The sequence below is a fragment of the Mesorhizobium sp. P2_C5_2 genome, assembly GCF_056404535.1.
Genome location: NZ_JBFUDV010000005.1, coordinates 858,378 through 875,991, shown reverse-complemented (window position 1 = coordinate 875,991; position 17,614 = coordinate 858,378). Strand labels below are relative to the sequence as shown.

General features: G+C 62.7%; 19 protein-coding genes and 1 tRNA gene. 13 read left to right on the top strand and 7 right to left on the bottom strand.

Going from position 1 to position 17,614, the window contains the following annotated elements; genetic code table 11:
• Positions 1–23 precede the first annotated feature (23 nt).
• The 4 genes from phaC (at position 24) to AC1D1B_RS22710 (ending at position 3,868) form a co-directional block, all read left to right on the top strand.
• Positions 24–1,859, top strand: a complete 1,836-nt coding sequence (phaC, locus tag AC1D1B_RS22725; protein WP_477334620.1) for a class I poly(R)-hydroxyalkanoic acid synthase — start codon at positions 24–26, stop codon at positions 1,857–1,859.
• Between the two features lie 327 nt (positions 1,860–2,186).
• Entirely contained in the window at positions 2,187–3,311 is a 1,125-nt protein-coding gene (locus tag AC1D1B_RS22720; RefSeq protein ID WP_477334619.1) for a YcbK family protein, read from the top strand.
• A gap of 103 nt (positions 3,312–3,414) precedes the next feature.
• Positions 3,415–3,489 (top strand) — tRNA-Glu (locus AC1D1B_RS22715).
• 91 nt (positions 3,490–3,580) lie between these two features.
• Positions 3,581–3,868, top strand: a complete 288-nt coding sequence (locus AC1D1B_RS22710) for a hypothetical protein (protein ID WP_477334618.1) — start codon at positions 3,581–3,583, stop codon at positions 3,866–3,868.
• Between the two features lie 407 nt (positions 3,869–4,275).
• On the opposite strand, the gene AC1D1B_RS22705 is transcribed toward AC1D1B_RS22710, so the two are convergent.
• Positions 4,276–4,557, bottom strand: coding sequence for a GYD domain-containing protein (locus AC1D1B_RS22705; RefSeq protein ID WP_477334617.1), 282 nt, complete (start codon positions 4,555–4,557; stop codon positions 4,276–4,278).
• A 35-nt stretch (positions 4,558–4,592) separates the two neighbouring features.
• Complete coding sequence (locus AC1D1B_RS22700) at positions 4,593–5,015, bottom strand: hypothetical protein (protein WP_477334616.1); 423 nt, start codon at positions 5,013–5,015, stop codon at positions 4,593–4,595.
• A 553-nt stretch (positions 5,016–5,568) separates the two neighbouring features.
• On the opposite strand from AC1D1B_RS22700, the gene AC1D1B_RS22695 reads away from it, so the two are divergent.
• Both AC1D1B_RS22695 and AC1D1B_RS22690 read left to right on the top strand, forming a co-directional pair.
• Positions 5,569–5,835 carry a hypothetical protein gene (locus AC1D1B_RS22695; protein WP_477334615.1) on the top strand — a complete coding sequence of 89 codons (267 nt, stop codon included), beginning with the start codon at positions 5,569–5,571 and terminating at the stop codon, positions 5,833–5,835.
• A 524-nt stretch (positions 5,836–6,359) separates the two neighbouring features.
• Positions 6,360–6,695, top strand: a complete 336-nt coding sequence (locus AC1D1B_RS22690) for a GcrA family cell cycle regulator (RefSeq protein WP_477334614.1) — start codon at positions 6,360–6,362, stop codon at positions 6,693–6,695.
• Positions 6,696–7,188: 493 nt separating this feature from the next.
• Here the strand turns inward: AC1D1B_RS22690 and AC1D1B_RS22685 are convergent, their stop codons facing one another.
• Both AC1D1B_RS22685 and AC1D1B_RS22680 read right to left on the bottom strand, forming a co-directional pair.
• The gene (locus tag AC1D1B_RS22685) at positions 7,189–7,548 is read right to left on the bottom strand and encodes a hypothetical protein (RefSeq protein ID WP_477334613.1); all 360 of its coding nucleotides are present in this window, start codon (positions 7,546–7,548) and stop codon (positions 7,189–7,191) included.
• Between the two features lie 4 nt (positions 7,549–7,552).
• Entirely contained in the window at positions 7,553–8,449 is an 897-nt protein-coding gene (locus AC1D1B_RS22680) for a LysR substrate-binding domain-containing protein (RefSeq protein WP_477334612.1), read from the bottom strand.
• A 95-nt stretch (positions 8,450–8,544) separates the two neighbouring features.
• Between AC1D1B_RS22680 and AC1D1B_RS22675 the strand changes: the two genes are divergently transcribed.
• From AC1D1B_RS22675 to AC1D1B_RS22655, 5 genes are all read left to right on the top strand, one after another.
• Complete coding sequence (locus tag AC1D1B_RS22675) at positions 8,545–9,567, top strand: agmatine deiminase family protein (protein ID WP_477334611.1); 1,023 nt, start codon at positions 8,545–8,547, stop codon at positions 9,565–9,567.
• A gap of 56 nt (positions 9,568–9,623) precedes the next feature.
• Positions 9,624–10,664 (top strand): agmatine deiminase family protein, encoded by a 1,041-nt coding sequence (locus AC1D1B_RS22670; RefSeq protein ID WP_477334610.1) that lies wholly within the window; start codon positions 9,624–9,626, stop codon positions 10,662–10,664.
• A gap of 8 nt (positions 10,665–10,672) precedes the next feature.
• Positions 10,673–11,563 (top strand): N-carbamoylputrescine amidase, encoded by an 891-nt coding sequence (gene aguB / locus AC1D1B_RS22665; RefSeq protein WP_477334609.1) that lies wholly within the window; start codon positions 10,673–10,675, stop codon positions 11,561–11,563.
• A gap of 39 nt (positions 11,564–11,602) precedes the next feature.
• A complete protein-coding gene (locus AC1D1B_RS22660) occupies positions 11,603–12,688 on the top strand; it encodes an extracellular solute-binding protein (protein WP_477334608.1) in 1,086 nt (361 codons plus the stop codon).
• 282 nt (positions 12,689–12,970) lie between these two features.
• Positions 12,971–13,375: a hypothetical protein gene (locus AC1D1B_RS22655; protein ID WP_477334607.1), complete on the top strand. Its 405-nt coding sequence runs from the start codon at positions 12,971–12,973 to the stop codon at positions 13,373–13,375.
• 23 nt (positions 13,376–13,398) lie between these two features.
• Here the strand turns inward: AC1D1B_RS22655 and AC1D1B_RS22650 are convergent, their stop codons facing one another.
• From AC1D1B_RS22650 to AC1D1B_RS22640, 3 genes are all read right to left on the bottom strand, one after another.
• Positions 13,399–14,067, bottom strand: a complete 669-nt coding sequence (locus AC1D1B_RS22650; protein ID WP_477334606.1) for a DUF2161 domain-containing phosphodiesterase — start codon at positions 14,065–14,067, stop codon at positions 13,399–13,401.
• 63 nt (positions 14,068–14,130) lie between these two features.
• Complete coding sequence (locus AC1D1B_RS22645; RefSeq protein WP_477334605.1) at positions 14,131–15,372, bottom strand: ATP-binding protein; 1,242 nt, start codon at positions 15,370–15,372, stop codon at positions 14,131–14,133.
• Positions 15,369–16,094: a response regulator gene (locus AC1D1B_RS22640; RefSeq protein ID WP_181061239.1), complete on the bottom strand. Its 726-nt coding sequence runs from the start codon at positions 16,092–16,094 to the stop codon at positions 15,369–15,371. Before AC1D1B_RS22640 ends, AC1D1B_RS22645 begins: the two co-directional genes overlap by 4 nt.
• Positions 16,095–16,313: 219 nt before the next feature.
• Between AC1D1B_RS22640 and AC1D1B_RS22635 the strand changes: the two genes are divergently transcribed.
• Together AC1D1B_RS22635 and AC1D1B_RS22630 are read left to right on the top strand one after the other, a co-directional pair.
• Positions 16,314–16,997: a hypothetical protein gene (locus tag AC1D1B_RS22635; protein WP_477334604.1), complete on the top strand. Its 684-nt coding sequence runs from the start codon at positions 16,314–16,316 to the stop codon at positions 16,995–16,997.
• 170 nt (positions 16,998–17,167) lie between these two features.
• Positions 17,168–17,368, top strand: coding sequence for a hypothetical protein (locus AC1D1B_RS22630; protein WP_477334603.1), 201 nt, complete (start codon positions 17,168–17,170; stop codon positions 17,366–17,368).
• Positions 17,369–17,614 lie beyond the last annotated feature (246 nt).

Here is a 17,614-nt window from a genome sequence, read left to right as displayed (position 1 = left end):
CCTCGGGAGGAACCCCGCGAGCCATGTCCAAAACACCTGATTCGAGCAAAGCGGAAGTTGATCAATCTTCGACCGTCGAGCAATATCTGGTGAAAGACCCGGAACGCTTCGCGTTGAACATGGCGCGCATGGTCGAACAGGCCGGCAAAGCGGCCTCCGCCTGGGCCGAGCCGCGCGAAAAGGGTGAGGTGCGCGATCACGTCGCCGAGCCCGTGGTCGACATGGTCAAAACCTTCTCCAAGCTCAGCGAATACTGGCTGGCCGACCCGCAGCGCGCGCTGGAAGCGCAGACGCGGCTGTTCGCCGGCTACATGACGGTCTGGGGCAACGCCATCCAGAAGGTCAGCTCGAATGCCGAAGCGCCGGACGATGCGGTCAAGCCCGAGCGGGGCGACAAGCGTTTCCAGGACCCCGAATGGGGCCGCAACGCGTTCTTTGATTTCCTCAAACAGGCCTATCTCGTCACCTCGCGCTGGGCGGCCGACCTGGTCGAGCACGCAGAAGGCCTCGACGACCACACCCGCCACAAGGCGAGCTTCTACGTCAAGCAGGTGTCCAACGCCATCTCGCCGTCGAACTTCATTCTGACCAATCCGGAGCTGTTTCGCGAAACCGTCGCCTCGAACGGTGAAAATCTGGTGCGCGGCATGAAGATGCTGGCCGAAGACATCGCCGCCGGCAAGGGCGACCTGAAGCTGAGACAGGCCGACTATTCGCCCTTCGAGATCGGCAAGAACGTTGCGATGTCACCCGGCAAGGTGGTCGGGCGCAGCGATGTCGCCGAGATCATCCAGTACGATCCGACGACCGAAACGGTGCTGAAGCGGCCTCTGCTGATCTGCCCGCCATGGATCAACAAATACTACATCCTCGATCTCAACCCGCAGAAATCCTTCATCCGCTGGGCGATCGAGCAGGGCCACACCGTCTTCATCATTTCGTGGATCAACCCCGACGAGCGCCACGGCGCCAAGGGCTGGGAGGCCTATATCCGCGAGGGTCTGCAATACGGCCTCGACATGGTCGAGAAAGCCACCGGCGAGAAGGAGGTCAACGCCATCGGCTACTGCGTCGGCGGCACGCTTTTGGCGGCAGCCCTCGCGCTCCTGGCGCAGGAAGGCGACAACCGCATCAAATCGGCGACCTTCTTCACCACGCAGGTCGACTTCACCCATGCCGGCGACCTGAAGGTGTTCGTCGACGAGGACCAGGTGGCGGCGGTCGAGAAATCGATGAACGAGAAGGGCTATCTCGACGGCACCAAGATGGCGACCGCCTTCAACATGCTGCGCTCGGGCGACCTGATCTGGCCCTATGTCATCAACAACTACATGCGCGGCAAGGATCCCCTGCCCTTCGACCTGCTCTACTGGAATGCCGATTCCACCCGCATGGCGGCAGCCAACCATTCCTTCTATCTGCGCAACTGCTATCTCGAGAACAATCTCACACGCGGCGTGATGGAGTTGGCCGGCCGTATTGTCTCGCTGGGAGACGTCACCATCCCGGTCTACAATCTGGCGTCGAAGGAAGATCACATCGCACCGGCGCTTTCGGTGTTCCTCGGCTCGCAATATTTCGGCGGCGACGTCGAGTATGTCATGGCCGGTTCCGGTCACATCGCCGGTGTCGTCAATCCGCCGGCGGCCAACAAGTACCAGTACTGGACCGGCGGCAAGCCGGTGGGCGATTTTGGCCAGTGGTTCGCCGCGGCGATAGAGCATCCCGGCTCCTGGTGGACGCACTGGCAGCACTGGATCGAGACCCAGGATGACACCCTCGTTCCGGCCCGCAAACCGGGCAAGCATATGAAAACCCTGGGTGATGCCCCCGGGACCTATGTCAAGGTGCGTGTGTAACGGACTGTAATGTCTGGTGAGTTGACGGGCCGGCAAAACGGGGCGAAATGGTGTCGTCAACCATCAAGAAGCCTCAATTCGCCTCCAACGAGCGATTAATTCAGAGGCTTGCAGAATTGACACAAGTCTCGTTTCCGGTTTGGGAACACAGGGCTATTGGACATAAACGTTTCGACGCCGCACCGATAGCAGACCGACCGGACACCGAGGGGGAATTTAGTTTTGAAATCAGTAGGATCGCGTCTCGCGGGGAGAGAGGGTCGCACTATAGCGGCAGCACTTTTCTCCGTGCTTCTGGCGTCCTGCACCTCCGCCGGCGACCCGACAATGTCGGTTGGTATGCCCGGCTACAACGCCACCGCTTCTGACATTGCGGCAGCTTCCGGTACGACAACAACATCCGATTCGACCGCACAGATCACACCGACAGGGCCGCAGATGATGATGACGGCCGCGGGCGATGCGACGCTGCCCGAGCAGGTCGCCTACGTGCCGGTGGCCAAGCCCGGCACCAGCTTTCCGGTCGATGTTCCCGCCGGCTCCGAAACCATCGCCGGCCAGACACCGCAATCGCTGCAGCAGCCGGCGCAGACCGCGGCCGCAACGGACGACGTGGCGCAGAAGATTGCTACAGCCGATGCCGGCGTGAGCGCACCGCAACCGGCGGCCGCCGCACCTGCGACCAACGAGGTCTACGTGACGGCCGCCGCCCCCCAACAGGTCGACGCGCCGAAGAAGGGCTTCCTCGCTTCGCTGTTCAGCACAGCGCCAGCCTCGGCTGCGCCAACTCCGCTGATCAACTCCCGCTCGGGCGAACAGCCTGCGGTTACGGCTCAGCCCAAGCCATCTCCGGCAAAGCCGATCGTCACGCTGGCCTCTGCCAGTTCGGCCGACAAGCCGGTGCAGCTTGCCTCGCTCGGCGATGACAGCAGCAACCACATCACGGGCAGCGACGCGCTGCCCGGCGTGCGCCAGACGGCGCTGTTCGAGATCAAGCGCAAATCCGGCATCGACGACGAAAGCGACGTCGACCTGAACGAGGACGAAAGCTCGGGCGGCGCCTATCAGGTGGCCTCCGCCGCCGGCCTCGCCCGGCTGGCGCCCAACGGCCTGTTGAAGCAGAACGAAAGCGTCGACGTCGCCTGCCTGAAGCCGTCGCTGGTGCGTGTGCTGAAGACGATCGAAGGCCATTACGGCCGCAAGATGACGGTCACCTCAGGCTATCGCGACCCGGCCCGCAACCGCCGCGCCAACGGCGCCAAGAATTCGCTGCACATGTATTGCGCCGCCGCCGACATTCAGGTTCCCGGCGTCTCCAAATGGGAGCTGGCAAGCTACATCAGGACCATGCCCGGCCGTGGCGGCGTCGGCACCTACTGCCACACCGAATCCGTCCACGTCGACGTCGGCCCCGAGCGCGACTGGAACTGGCGCTGCCGCCGTCGCGGCTAAGTTTTTCTCCGCTCTCACCCGGTGTTTGAAAAAAGTTGTCGCATCTGGCGGCTGATGGGTTGCCGGTTGGCAACAACGCAATTATAAGCCGCTTCGTCTGAGCGCGCCCATCGTCTAGCGGTTAGGACACCGCCCTTTCACGGCGGTAACAGGGGTTCGATTCCCCTTGGGCGTACCAGATCTTTCAAGCACTTAGCGACCTCCCCGTTTTTAGTGTCCAATTTTTGGCCAATATCGCCTGGAGCCGGCTGATTCCAGGGAAGTCAAATATGGCAAAACAAAAAGTTTCGCGTGCTCGATTGATCGAGTTACGGGACGAACATCTGCAATTCCTGGAGTCCTCAGCTGCCGCATTTGACGCCGGGTTCATTGGTGAGGCTAAGCGGATGGCGGTATCGCTACGTGTTCTCTTTCACGAGACTGCGCAGTCCCATTCCATATTGGCCCAGCTTGGCGAGCGGCAGCGGCACATGTTCGACAGCTCGCATCCATACAACCCCAACAACCTTGCGTCGCATCACGGGCTCGTCGCGATGAAGATTACCGGCGGAGAATAAATCAAGTTCTTTGCTCCGCTCAGCGATCGAGCAATAGCTCCGCGGCCGAGGCGATTCGGTGACTGGTGGGAGAAGGACATCGTTATCAAAGAGGACCAGAAGGGTACAACCTACACTCGGCGCAGCTTGGTTCTCTTCGCGGCAAACAAGGATGGCGGGGCGCATGTCGATCCTCACTTGGACACAAGCTTTGAGGGCCTCAAGGAGGGAAGCGGGATCGGGTGGGTTGTTTCGGGTTTCAGCAGCCAGGCGGACGGCAGCTTTATCCCGGATGTGCAGGCTCACTCGATCAGGCAGATCACCTATGAGGTGCAGCTAGCCCGCCACCGAAGCAGCGGGCCAGCCTTAGCGGCGTATGATGAATTACAGGACCTTGCTCGGCCCGTGATGATGCACCAGCGGTCTGCTTATTTTGCTGGGGATTTGTAGGAAGAAGCGATTTTGCCCGCCTTCTCTTGGGCCGCTTTGAACTCCGCGCCGGTATACGCTCGCACGGTTTTGACATTCGATACTGCTCCCGATGCGCCGACGACGAGAAGTGCGGGGATCAGGTCAGCACCGTCGCCGAATTCGGTGATCGCCATCCAGTCAGTTTCGCCCGTCGTGATGTAGAAAGAATGCAGTTTCCCGCCTGCTGCCTCAAAGATGGCACGGGCCGCCTTTTCTCGGTTCGACGGATTGTCGATCATTCCACTCGCTGCCGTGGCTGAATAGGACCCTGTAACTATGAACGTTGGCATAGGACATCCTCCCTCGATATTCGGGCAGGTCGGGTGATCTGCCCGAATATAAGCAATATCTCATATTTTGGCGTTGGACGAGCGTTGGGCTGTCGCCCGACCGGCGCAGAAAAGCCCACCACCGCGCCGGCTCTTAGCGACACCAGCACTTCCTGCGACTTCAGGTCGTCGGGCCAGATCACAGATTCACCGTAGACATCCGGGCACGGTTCGGCGTCGCCGCCTTCTTCGTCGTCGCAGTTGTCCATTTCGAGGTCGAGCACGTCACCTGCCGGAAGGTTCGGCGCAAGGTATGATGCTGAACCATGTCCTCCCCGCTCCGTCCAGCCAAGGGACGGCTCGTCGTCGTCCGTGCTCTCCAGATCGCAATCGGCTTCCATGAGTTCCAGCGCTGTTATCAGGCTCATGGCGCGGTCCAGAAGGTCATTCAGACGCTTCTCGACTGACCGGCGCCATGTGCGCGGATCTAAGGCATACGCCGGCATTTGTGAAATACATGGAGCGGGAGTTCGGCTTAGTACCTGTTTGATTCCAGTTTGTCAGGCGCTGCGGCGATCCCCTCAAACGGAGTTCGCTATCCCATTGGCCAGAACCAAACCTTCCAAGCATCTTTCACAGAGCTAAAAGAAAAGCCCGGCTTGAAACCGGGCTTTGGAGGTAACTCAGGAACACCGACTTGGGAGGATCGCGCCCCTTCGGTCAGCTAAATTAGCATCACCTTCATGACGGTTGAATGAAGCCGCTGTTAGCAGGAAACGGGTGGCGATGGCTTTTGGCTGGGGTGAGATTGGGCGACCTTAACAAGAGGTCGCTGCCATGTTTTCCCTGTTACGCACGCTTCATGTCTGCGCCTCAAAATGTAGCCAGCTGGCTGTTGCCGAACCGCCGGCCAGGATGCGAGTTTCGCGTGAACATATCAGTTCGAGGGTGAGGCCCATGTCCATGCGCCGAATTATTTCGATGACAGCAGCGATCATGTTTGCCGCGACCGGCATAGCCAACGCCCGGCCGGACACGCGCAAGATGAGTTGCGGAGAGCTTCAACAGATGATCCAGAGCCGCCACGCCGTGGTGCTGTCCACCGGACCAAACACCTATGACCGCTATGTCAGGCAGTTCGGCAACGAGTGCGACTGGCCGCAGGTGCCGATGTCGGCCTATGTCCAGACCCGTGACGGACGCTGCCCACTCTACCGCTGCGACGAGCCGGTTGGCCGCATCCCATGATGGCGACTGCCGTCCGAAAGACACGGAGCCGTTGCGGCAGAAGCCAGCCTGATTGGTTACTTGCATTTTAGCTAAATTAGCTGCGTCAGTGGTCATGGAAATTCGAGCGGGGGCTCATGATCACAGACCTATTTCTCACCGGTGTCGCGGCATTCGCAATGCTCGTCCCGCTCTACTTCATCCTGAAGTGAGGCGCATTAGACCTTCTAAGCCTCACCCAACGCACGCGCTGACCTATAGCGTCCTGTTTCTCTGCTTCACGCGCCAGCCTGTATACCTCAGGCAAGGGCTGCCAGTCGGCCGGCTTGAGCTTCATCGTCCATTTCTCTTGGCGGTAGGCTTCGCGAAGCAGGGGCTAGTTGGTTCAGGTCGATTATTTTGAATGGCTGGACCGCCACAACTGTTTTAGTGCCGCTTATCATCCCATCAGCCGCCCGATGCCGGCGCAGGTGTGGCCTTAAGTCGCAAACTATTGGCTTCAAAAGCAGGGCGTCGGGCTTCATTGAAGGTGCGACCAGCACCATATGGTGATGCAAAGCCCTCCAAAACGAGAGAAGCTCGCCCGACGGGTCGCACTGCGGCTGTCAGCCAGCAATGGCTGTGAACCAAGGAACCTGAAAACCATCATGCCTGAAAATGTCAGACTAACTTCGAGAGACGTTCCCCTCATTCAGCTCGGCGTCTATCAGTGCCGCTTCCCGGTGAGCGAAGACCCGTCAGTACCTGGCGGCTACCGTTTTTGTGCCGGGCCAACTTCGCCGGATCGTGTCTACTGCGATCACCACCACACCATTGTGACCGCCGTGGACCCTCGTCGAGCCCGTCCGGGTCTTCATATCCCCCAACGGCGCGCCGCTTAGGTTACGAAGCCTCACAAGCCCCTACCGGCGGCGTCACGTCCCGGTAGCTTGTCCAATAGACAGCCGCAAGACAATCGCTGAATTTCACCAGGGGTGGAAACGCGCTGTTAACGTCGTTCGCGGATGACGGTATGTCGGCATCTGTTCGAAAGTGTAAGTTCCATTCGCTCTCAGCCGTGGAGGCCGGGAATGAACTTGCTGCGAACAGCGCTTTTGTGCGCGGCCATGATCGGCCTGGCAGGACTATCGGTCGTTCGCGCCGAAGATCAGCCTGTTTCGCCGAACGCCACAGCGACACCAGAGCAGCCGCCAGTTCATTGCGAGGGGCAAAATTGCTTGCCGCCGGCGGAGGACCACGTCGAGCAGTGCAAGGGGCAAGATTGCACGCCGGTGCCCGCGACCGACCAGGCGCCTGCTCCGGAGATCGAACAGGTCAAGTGAGCAGCATCAGCCGGTATCCTGGACTCCCCAGCGAAAGCGGCGCCGCCGCCTATCAGTTCGGAACCAGTGGCGACGCCTCTTCGCACCGATAAACCATGCACTGACCGTCACTGGCCGGCACATACCTAACCCTTGGCACGGAAGGAGCATCGCACTCATTGCCGAATTGGCGGACATAGCGGTCATAGGTGTTTGGTCCGGTGGACAGCACCGCGGCGTGCTGGCTCTGGATCAGCGCCTGGGTTTGCGAACACGTCATCTTGCGCGTGTCAGGCCGGGCGTCGGCGAAATTTGTAGCGGCAATGACGATCGCTACCGAGCAAAACACAATCTTGCGTAAGGGCATGGTGGCATCCAAGCAGAACATCGTATCGCTAATTCGCATCTTGCGACGCAGTTGCGCAACGGTCACGCGGTCACGAATCGGCGAGCGAGGCCGACGTCTGTCCGCGCAACCAATCCCAGGTCCCCAGCACGTCGACATCCCGAAGCCGATCCTGGGTCGAGATTGCATACCATCCGCGACCGGCATCTAGGACATGGTCGAACGGCAGCACGAGCAGCCCTGATACCAGCGACGGCGCCGCCAGAAACAGGCTGCCCAGCGCCACGCCCTGGCCATGCTCGGCGGCCGCGAGCGCCAGGTCGCTGTCGCTGAAATTGGTGCCGTGCCAGGTGCCGTTCGGCTCGACGCCGGTGCTGCGCAGCCAATCCGCCCAGCCGGTCGGACGCTCATCGTGGATGAGCGATGCGCCGAGCAGGTCGGCGGGGGTGCGTAGCGTGCGAGCCCTATCCTTCGTCGCAACGGGCGACAGAAAGTCCCGGGCGATCAGCAGGCTTTCGCAGCCTTCCGGCGGCGCGTCCGCGTAGACGATTGCGAGGTCGAGTTCCATTGTCTCGAAGTCGACAGCGCCGCCGCTGGTGTCGAGCCACGGTTCGCAGGCCGGCACGGCCGCGCGCAACGCCGGCAGGCGATGCAGCAGCCAGCGCCGGCTGAAATCGCGCGGCGCGTAGATCACGACGCTGCCGGGCTTTCGATAGGGCTCGAGACGCCGATACCCCTCCTCCATCAATTCGAGGCACCGGCGCACGGTGCGCTGATAGTCGCGCCCGGCATCGGTCAGCCGCACTTCGCGGCCGAAGCGCATGAACAGAGGCTGGCCGATATGACCTTCAAGCAGCCGCATCTGGTGGCTGATCGCCGACTGGGAGAGGCCAAGTTCTTCGGCGGCGCGGCTGAAACTTTCCAGGCGTGAGGCTGCCTCGAACCCCTTCAGGAACTGCGTCGGCGGAATATGCCGGAATTTCACCATTCATGAATTCCATTCACTGAATTCGGGAATCCTTCTCAGTTGTACGGCCGCCGAAGGCGATTAACAATGAGTTCGATACATGAATGGAGAGTTTGATGAACGCCCTCGATTGGCCGGCGCAGCAGTTGAAGATCCGCCGTCCGGCGGAGTTCGAGCCGCATGCCCGGACATGGATGGCCTGGCCGCACAGGCACGACATGTACGGCGCTACCCTCCCCGCCATGCAAAAGGCCTATGCCGATGTCGCCCATGCCATCGCCCAGTTCGAGCCTGTCACCATGGTGGCCCATCCCGACCATGCCGGCGTCGCCCGTGCCCAGCTTGGAAACGGCATCGAGGTGGTCGAAATCCCGATCGACGATTGCTGGATCCGCGATTCTGGTCCGACCTTCCTGAAATTCGCCGATGGCGGCCTAGCCGGCGTGTCCTGGCGCTTCAATGCCTGGGGCCGCAAGCACGAGCCCTATGACCAAGACAATGCGCTGGCTGAACGGCTGCTCGCCCGCGAGGACGCGTCCGTCCTGCGCTCCTTCCTGCATTGCGAAGGCGGCTCGCTGACCACCGACGGTCAAGGCACGCTGATCGCCACCGAAACCAGCCTGCTCCATTCCAACCGCAACCCCGGCATCTCCAAGGCCTGGGTGGAGAAGGAATTGTTGCGCATGCTCGGCCTTGAAAAAATCGTCTGGCTTCCCGGCGATCCGCTGGATCTCGAGACCGACGGCCATGTCGACGGTATGTGCTGCTTCGTTCGGCCCGGCGTGGTGATGTTCGAATACAATCCCGACCCTTCCGACTTGCATGGCCGCATCCTGGCCGACAATCTTGCAGCGCTGGCCAGCCAGACCGACGCGCGCGGCCGCAATTTCGAGGTCATTCCCATCCCAGAGGCCTATGACGTGGAGGCTACGAGCGCGGTGTTTGCCCGCTCCTACATCAATTTCGCGCTCGCCAATGGCGGCGTCGTCATGCCGGGCTTCGGGCGCCCCTCTGGCGAAGAAGCCAAGGCGGCCGTGGCCCGCGCCTTCCCCGATCGCCGCATCGTCACCGTCGATGTCGGCGCCGTCGTGCCGGCGGGCGGCGCCATCCACTGCATTACCCAGGAACAACCGGTGTGATGAGGACATCATGGACACGACGTCACGCCATCATGGCGGCAGCAGGGTGGGCACTCATGCCTGAGATCGCGATCAAGGCGGCCAGGGCCGACAGCTGGAAAGCCACCGTGCCTTCCGAGGCCGAGCCGCATGCCCGGACCTGGATGGCCTGGCCGAGCACGCCGGCCGTCTATGGCGGACCGGGCGCCTATTACGAGAGTGTGCAGGAAACGTTGGGCCGGCTGGCTGCTGCGATCGCCGAGAACGAACCGGTGGCGATGGCCGCCTCCGCGGATCAGCACGAACTCGCGGCAAAGCTGTGCGGTCCAAAAGTCGAGCTCGTCGATATCGACACCGACGACATGTGGATGCGCGATTCCGGCCCGGTGTTCGTGCGCACCGAGAATGGCGCCGTTGCCGCCGTCGACTTCCGCTTCAACGGCTGGGGCGACAAGCAGGCGTATGCCAGCGATACCGGGATCGCCGGCAAGGTTGCGCAACACCTCAATGTGCCCCGCCATGTCGCTGCAATCCGCGGCGAAGGCGGCGGCATCGAATATGACGGCGACGGCACCTTGCTTTTGGCTGAAAGCTGCTGGGTCAACGACAATCGCAACCCGGGGATCGGCCGCACCGATATCGAACGGCATCTGAAAACCATACTTGGCGTGGAGACAGTGATCTGGATCTCCGGCGTGCGCGGGCTCGACATCACCGACGGCCATATCGATGGCTCGCTCCGCTTCGTCAAACCCGGCCTGCTCATCGCCAGCAACCTAACCGGCGACACCTCCGAATGGGGCCGCGCTCATGTGGAAGCACTTGCCATTCTGGCGCGCTCCAAAGATGCGCGCGGGCGCAGCTTCGAGGTGGTCTCCATCCCCGCCGCCACCGACGTGCGCTCGACCAGCGACGACTTTCTGACCAGCTATGCCAACTACTACATCGGCAACGGCGCGCTCTACACGCCGCAGTTCGGCGACAAAAAGGCCGATGCTTTTGCCCAGGAAACGCTTGGCCGGCTGCACCCGGACCGCCGCATCGTCGAGCTCGACATGGACCGCATCTACGAGAATGGCGGCGGCATCCACTGCGTCACCCAACAGCAACCCTTGTGAGGTGAGCCATGCGCCAGCTGATCGCCGCCGCTGTCCAGATCACTTGCACCGATGAGGTCGAAAGCAACCTCGACAGACTGGAAAATCACGTCCGCGAAGCTGCACGGCGCGGTGCCGGGCTCGTCGTGCTGCAGGAGCTGTTCGAAGGCGTCTACTTCTGCATGGACGAGGATAGGCGCCACACCGCTCGCGCCCTCCCCCTGGATGGGCACAAGACCATCGCACGGATGGCTGCGCTGGCGCGCGAGACGGGCGTCGTGCTGCCGGTTTCGCTGTTCGAACGCGACGGCTCAGCCTTGTACAACACGCTGGTCATGATCGACGCCAACGGCAAGGTGCTCGGCCACTACCGCAAGAGCCACATTCCAAACAGTCCGGGCTATTCCGAAAAGCTCTATTTCGCCGATGGCGACACCGGCTTCCGCGTCTTCGAAACCGCCGCCGGCAAGATCGGCGCCGGCATCTGCTGGGACCAGTGGTTTCCGGAAGCGGCCCGCGCCATGGTGCTGATGGGCGCTGAGGTGCTGATCTATCCCACCGCCATCGGCTCGGAACCATCCTTTCGCGGCTGGGATTCCCGCGACCATTGGCAGCGCGTCATGCAGGGTCATGCCGGCGCCAACCTGACCCCGGTCATCGCCGCCAACCGGGTTGGCGTCGAGAAGGGTGAGACCAACGAGATTGTCTTCTACGGCTCGTCCTTCATCGCCGACCACACCGGCGCGAAGCTCGCCGAAGCCGACCGCGTCTCCGACGGCGTGATCACGGCAGCGCTCGAGCTCGACGAGATTGCGGAGGCAAGGCGCAGTTGGGGGGTGTTCCTCGACCGGCGTCCTGACCTCTACGGCGTGCTGCTGGAGCCGACGCCGGAACGCCTGCTTGCCAGAAATGCAGCCTGACTGAACGGCCCCGATCAGGGTCCACCAAGGGAGGAAACGATGAAACATTGGCTCGCGCTCGCCGCGGCATGCCTTTTTGCGACCTCGGCCCAGGCCGAGGAAAAGATCCTGCATCTCTATTCCTGGGAGTCCTATTTCGGGCCCGGCACCATCGAAAAATTCGAGGCTGAAAGCGGCATCAAGGTCACCTACGACATGTTCGATTCCAACGACATCGTCGAAACCAAGCTGCTCACCGGCGGCTCGGGCTACGACCTCGTCACCATCAATCTGGCGCCGCATCTGCAGCGCGAATTGCCGGTCGGCGTCTGGGCGGCGCTGGACAAGAGCCGGCTTTCCAACCTCGGCAATCTCGACCCGGCTGTCGCCGCCCGTCTCGACCAGGTCGACGAGGGCGGCGCGCATGGCGTGCCGTGGATGTGGGGAACGACCGGCGTCGGCTACAACGTCGAAAAGATCCACGCGATCATGCCCGATGCCCCGGTCGACTCGCTGCGCATGCTTTTCGACCCTGAGATCGCCGCCAAATTCGCACCGTGCGGCATCACCATGCTCGACGACGCCGAGCAGGTTCTGGGTCTTGCGCTGATCTATCTCGGGCTGGATCCGGACACCACCAATCCCGACGAGCTACAGAAAGCGGTGGACGTGGTCGCGAAGGTCCGCCCTTACGTGCGCAAGTTCCACAGCTCCAGCTACATCAACGACCTCGCCGAAGGCGATGCCTGCCTGTCGCTCGGCTTTTCCGGCGACATGCACATAGCCGACATCAGGGCCAAGGAAGCGAAGCGGCCGTTCACCATCACCTATCGCCTGTCGAAGGAAGGCAATCTGGTGTGGGCCGACATATTGGCGATCCCGAGCGACGCCCCGCACCCGGAAGCCGCCCTCGCCTTTATCGACTTTGTCCTGCGTCCCGAAATCGCCGCATCTGCCGCCACGGATACCGGCTTCTCGACCGCGAACAAGGCGGCGCTCCCGCTGCTCGACGAGACATTGCGCGCCGACCCGAATCTCTACCCTTCTGAAGAAGCCCAGAAGCGCCTGCATCTGCCGAAGGCGCTAGACCAGAAGTCACTCAGGATGTGGTCGAAAGCCTGGGACCGCGCCAAGGGTCTGGAATAGCAATCGACGAACAAGCATTCCTCCCGTGATGCATCCGCCCTACGTTTGGCAACGCCGTCTTTACCGGCGGATGTCAAGGTCCAGCTGTCATTGTGCCTTCATCGATGACGGCGAATTGTGGCGGGCGCCACGGGTGGGATCGGCAGGATGCGGGCTTGGGAGACATCGCAGGCGGACCAGCGGCAGGCCGGCGGTTGGAGTAGTCTGCAACCCTGCTTCGCCTTCCTCGCCCTGATGGCCGTCTTTGTGCAACCCGCAGGGGCAGGTGAGCGAACCTCGCATGTGCTTGATCGCACCAGCACAGCCTCGGCCTATGCGACCGAATCGGATCTCGTCACCGCCTATACGACGGGGATGGCGCGCAGCCGGCTGAACCTTGCGGGACGCGCCAGCCAGACCGGCCTGGCAGTCCCGCTCGAGCCATGGTCCTTGCGAGCGGAATTCCGGGCGCGGACATGGCGCGCGGCGGACGGCAGCCTGCTGCAGGGTTTTGCAGGCACTGGCGGCTTCCGGGTGACCGTCGGAAATTGCCTTGCCCGCTTTTGCGCCGCCAGCGAATGCAGCGATGTCGGTTGGCCGCTCTACAGCTGCAGCGACGGCCGCAAACGAAAGATGTCGGCCACCGACTTTGTGACGGCAAGTTTCGATGGCGTCTCCTACCGGCGGTTGAGCGCCGCCAAGGAGTAACGCTGAGGCACTGCGAAAAATCCTTACCCTTGGTCGTGCGCCACCTGCGGCCAGCGCTGCAAGGCGGCGTGCCCCACCTCGGTCAGCGCATAGACGCCGCGCTCGGCCCTGGCGAACCATCCATAGACATTGTCCAAGAGGATGCTGGCCGCGCGCGGCGAAATGCTTTTCAGATCGCGCGGGCGCTTCGGGCCGTCGGTCATGGCGGCGGCGCAGGCCAGCGCATCCTGCCGGTAGGCGGTCATGATTGGCGCGCGCGAACCGCCGCCGACCACCGGATCGCCGCGCCGGCGCCGGTGCTCTTCCATCAGCCGCGAGCGACGCTTCGGATCGCGGCGCGGCGCCAAGGCGGCAGGACTGAGCAGCAATTCGACCTCGTCCTTGCTGCCGACCGCTAGCAACCCGAAGCCGAGCCGCCGGCAGAGCGCGCGAAAACGGCGGTCGTGTTCACGGCCCTTGCCGCGCGCCGACATCCGCGCTGCCAGCCACACCTCGTCGCAGGCGGCGGCGCGATCGACGCCTTGCAGCACGAGTTCCAGATTGAACTGCAGTTTCAGTTCGCAAATGACCAGCACCGGTGGCTCGCCATCGCGCACCGCCACGATATCGCAATTGCCGATTTCGCCCTTTACCGTGAATTCCAGGCTCTCAAGAAACCGCTTCACCGGGACGTAGAGAGACGTTTCCTGCATGGCGCAGGCATAGCCGATTCGGACCCACCCGGCACAGGATTGCCGAAAGGCTAATGCCGCGCGCTAAACCGCCTTGAACACCACCGTCTGCAAAAGCCCGCCGCCGGACAAGTTTTCCAGCGTGATGGTTCCGCCATAGCGCTCGACGATTTCCTTGGCGATCGCCAAGCCCAGGCCGGCACCTGGGATCGACTGCCAGCGGGCGGGGTTGACGCGGAAGAACGGCTCGAACGCCTTGTTGAGCAATTCCGTTGGAATGCCGGGGCCATGATCGGCGATTGCCAAGACCGCACGGCCGTCGGTAGCGGTGAGCGAAACGCTGCAACCCTTGCCGTGCGTGGCGGCGTTGACGATCAGATTGCGCAACGCCCGGCGCAGGCCCAACGCCCCTGCCCGCACCGAGACCTTGTCGAGACGGTCGGCGGAAACCTGATGTCCGAGCGATCGCATCTCGGCCGCGATGTCGCGGACCAGCCTTTCCAGGTCGACCGGTTCGACCGCGTCCTGGTTGACCTCCTCGCGCACCAGCCGGATCGCGCTGTCGGCGATGCGGTCGAGTTCGTCGAGGTCGTGCAGCCATTTTTCACGGTCGTCGTCGAGGAATTCGGCGCGCAGCCGCATGCGCGTCATCGGCGTGCGCAGATCATGGCCGGCGGCGGCGACGAGCCGCATGCGGCTTTCCATGGCCGTCTTCAGCCGGGCGGAGAGCTGGTTCAAAGCATGCGCGGTCGCCTTGACCTCGGCCGACCCCACTTCCGGCACCGACGCCAGCACGCCGTCCGAGCCGATCTTGGAGACCGCGGCCTCCAGCATTTCCAGCGGCCGGATCAACACGGAGGTGAAATAGACGGACACCGCCGTGGCGCCGGCCACGATCAGCGAGATCCAGCCGGCCAGAACCAGCCATTCGCGCCTTGGCGGCTTGACGTGCGGCACCTCCATGATCGCCCAGCGACCATCCGGCAACTGCACCGATGCGAGCTGGCCAGGTTCGTCCGCCTTCTCGCTGACGATGGCTGGGAGGTCGAAGCCCCGGCGGCGCAGTATGTCGTTGAGCATCGCCGTCTCGGCACGGGCGACCTTGCCGCCGGCGAGATGATCGGTGAACTGCACGTTCAGCACATCAGGGACAGGACCGGGCAGCAGCCGCACCACAAGTTCCATCTGCTGCGCAATCCAGGGCACGGTCAGTTCCGGTGGCGGCCCGCCGCCGCGCACGCTGATCACGGCGGTGGTAGCCAGGCCAACCACGCCGACGATCGAAGCGACCAGCAGGATGATCAGGCGCCGGCGCAGCGAATTCATGCCTCGGTCTCCGCCGTCTCGACGCGGGTGGTGAGCTGGTAGCCGCCATTGCGCACCGTCTTGAACAGCGGTTCCTCACCAGTCTCGGCAAACTTGCGGCGCAGCCGGCTCATCAAGACGTCGACGGATCGGTCGAGCGGATCGCGTTCGCGGCCTTGGGTGAGATCGAGCAGTTGGTCGCGCGACAACAGCCGGCCGGGCCGATCGAGAAACACCTGCAAGAGGTCGAATTCGGCGCCGGTCAGATCGACGGGAACCCCTTCCGCATCCGTCACCTTGCGGATGTCTGGCTCCAGAGTGTAGCTGGCGAAGCGGTAGATGCGCGCGCGCGGTGCCGCAAACTCCTCAGGTGCTGCCCGACGCAGCACGGCGCGGATGCGGGCGGTGAGCTCACGCGGGTTGAACGGCTTGCCGATATAGTCGTCTGCGCCGAGTTCCAGGCCGATGATGCGGTCGACATCCTCTTTCAGCGCCGTCAGCAGGATGATCGGAATATGCGGTTTGCGGTCGCGCAGTCCCCGGCAGATATCAAGCCCGGAGCCATCGGGCAGCATGACGTCGAGCACGATCAGGTCGAATTGGCCGGCGCCGAGCTTCTGTTCGCATTCGCGGCGGTCCGCCGCCATCGAAACGCGAAAGCCCTGGCCGTCGAGATAGCGCCCGAGCAGCGTCCTGATCTCGCGGTCGTCGTCGACGACGAGGATATGGGGTTGCGATTGCATTGCCTGCGATGTGCCCTTTGCCGGTTTATGACGCCGATTATAGGCAAGCCGCCGGCGCACAGCAGATAAAATTGCAACCGAATGTTGCCAGCAATCCGGCAGAAACATTCCGAAACAAATCTCCCTTTGCTGGAAACCTTCGGCAACACACCGAAGCAAAGCGGAAAAAGAGGCCCCCTATTCTGCTGCCATCCGATGCATGTGGGAAAGGATTACGTCATGCAAAGCAGACTTCTGGCGCTCGGCTTGTTCTCCGCGGTCGCCATTCATCCCGCCCTTGCGCAGCAGGCCGGCCCCGCGCCCGGCGAGCAGCCACAAATCCTGGCGCTGCAGGACGACCCGGACCAAGGTACCCCGGATCAAGGTCCTTGGCCGCACCGGCCGACATGGCACGGCCCGGAAGGCTTCGGCCTGCATCGCATGGGGCCGCCGCCGCAATTGCTCGCGGCTCGGCTTGCGACGCTCGAAACCCGCATCGGCGTGCGCAGCGAACAGCTCGATGCCTGGCGCGACTATACCAGCGCGCTGCAGGCGGTGCTGGCGCCGCCCGGGCCCGATCATGGCTTCGGTGGCTCCGGTGGTCGCGGTCCCGATGGAAGTGGCGCGGAGGACCACGGCGGCAAAGCCGATCAGGGTCCCCGCGATCCCTTTGCCTTCCAGGAAAGACTGGCCGACGATGTTACCAAGCGTGGCGCGGCGGCCGCCAAGTTGAAGGACGCGATCACAGCGCTGCGCACCAAACTGACGCCCGAACAGCTTGAAATACTTGCCTCGGCGGAGCCACCTCACGGCCCACCCCCCGGTCCCTGGGGCCATCCGCCGGACGCAGCCGGCCCAGGAGGTCTGCCTGGCCATGACAGACACGCTCCCAATGCCCTACCCCGGACTGACGAGCAACTCTGACCGGCTGCGCCGGCCGGCCCGCTGCCCCCCGGTATCGGGCCGGCCGGTTTCACCCCAAGAGCAATTCCAGGAAAAGTGTGAAGCGGTTTTCCGTCCGGAATTGCGTAAAGCAATGTGGTCGGTTCCGGCCGCCATCAAGCAACGAAAGCACCACAATGTGGGAAGCCCTGATGATGCTGCGGCTGATCGCAGCGTATGGCCCAGTCGGTGGCCGAGTCAGTTCGCCCGGCCATGGCGCGCGAAGCGTGCAGCCGACGCTGCCGGCGGACACGCTCAAGGGTGAGATTCGGCTGAGCTTCGCTGCCTGGCGCCTTTCGCTGCCGCTTTCGACGCAGTCGAGCGCCGCCCTTCGTGACAAGAAAATTGCGTAAAGTCCGCCCATTGCTGATCACAGGCAAAGCGCTTGGCGCAATGCCGCTTAGTGGCCTATTGATGTGCTGGGCATCGCGGCCAAGACTTAATTCTGCTTGTCGAATACGCCCTGGTCGCCGAGAAGGAGCGCAAGATGAGCCGCTTCGAGGCATTGCTCGACGCCCCGCGCAAGCGGGCGCAGCCGACTGCCATGACCTTCCGATTGCCATGACCTTCGACTGCAACTCCAGCGAAAGATGATCGAC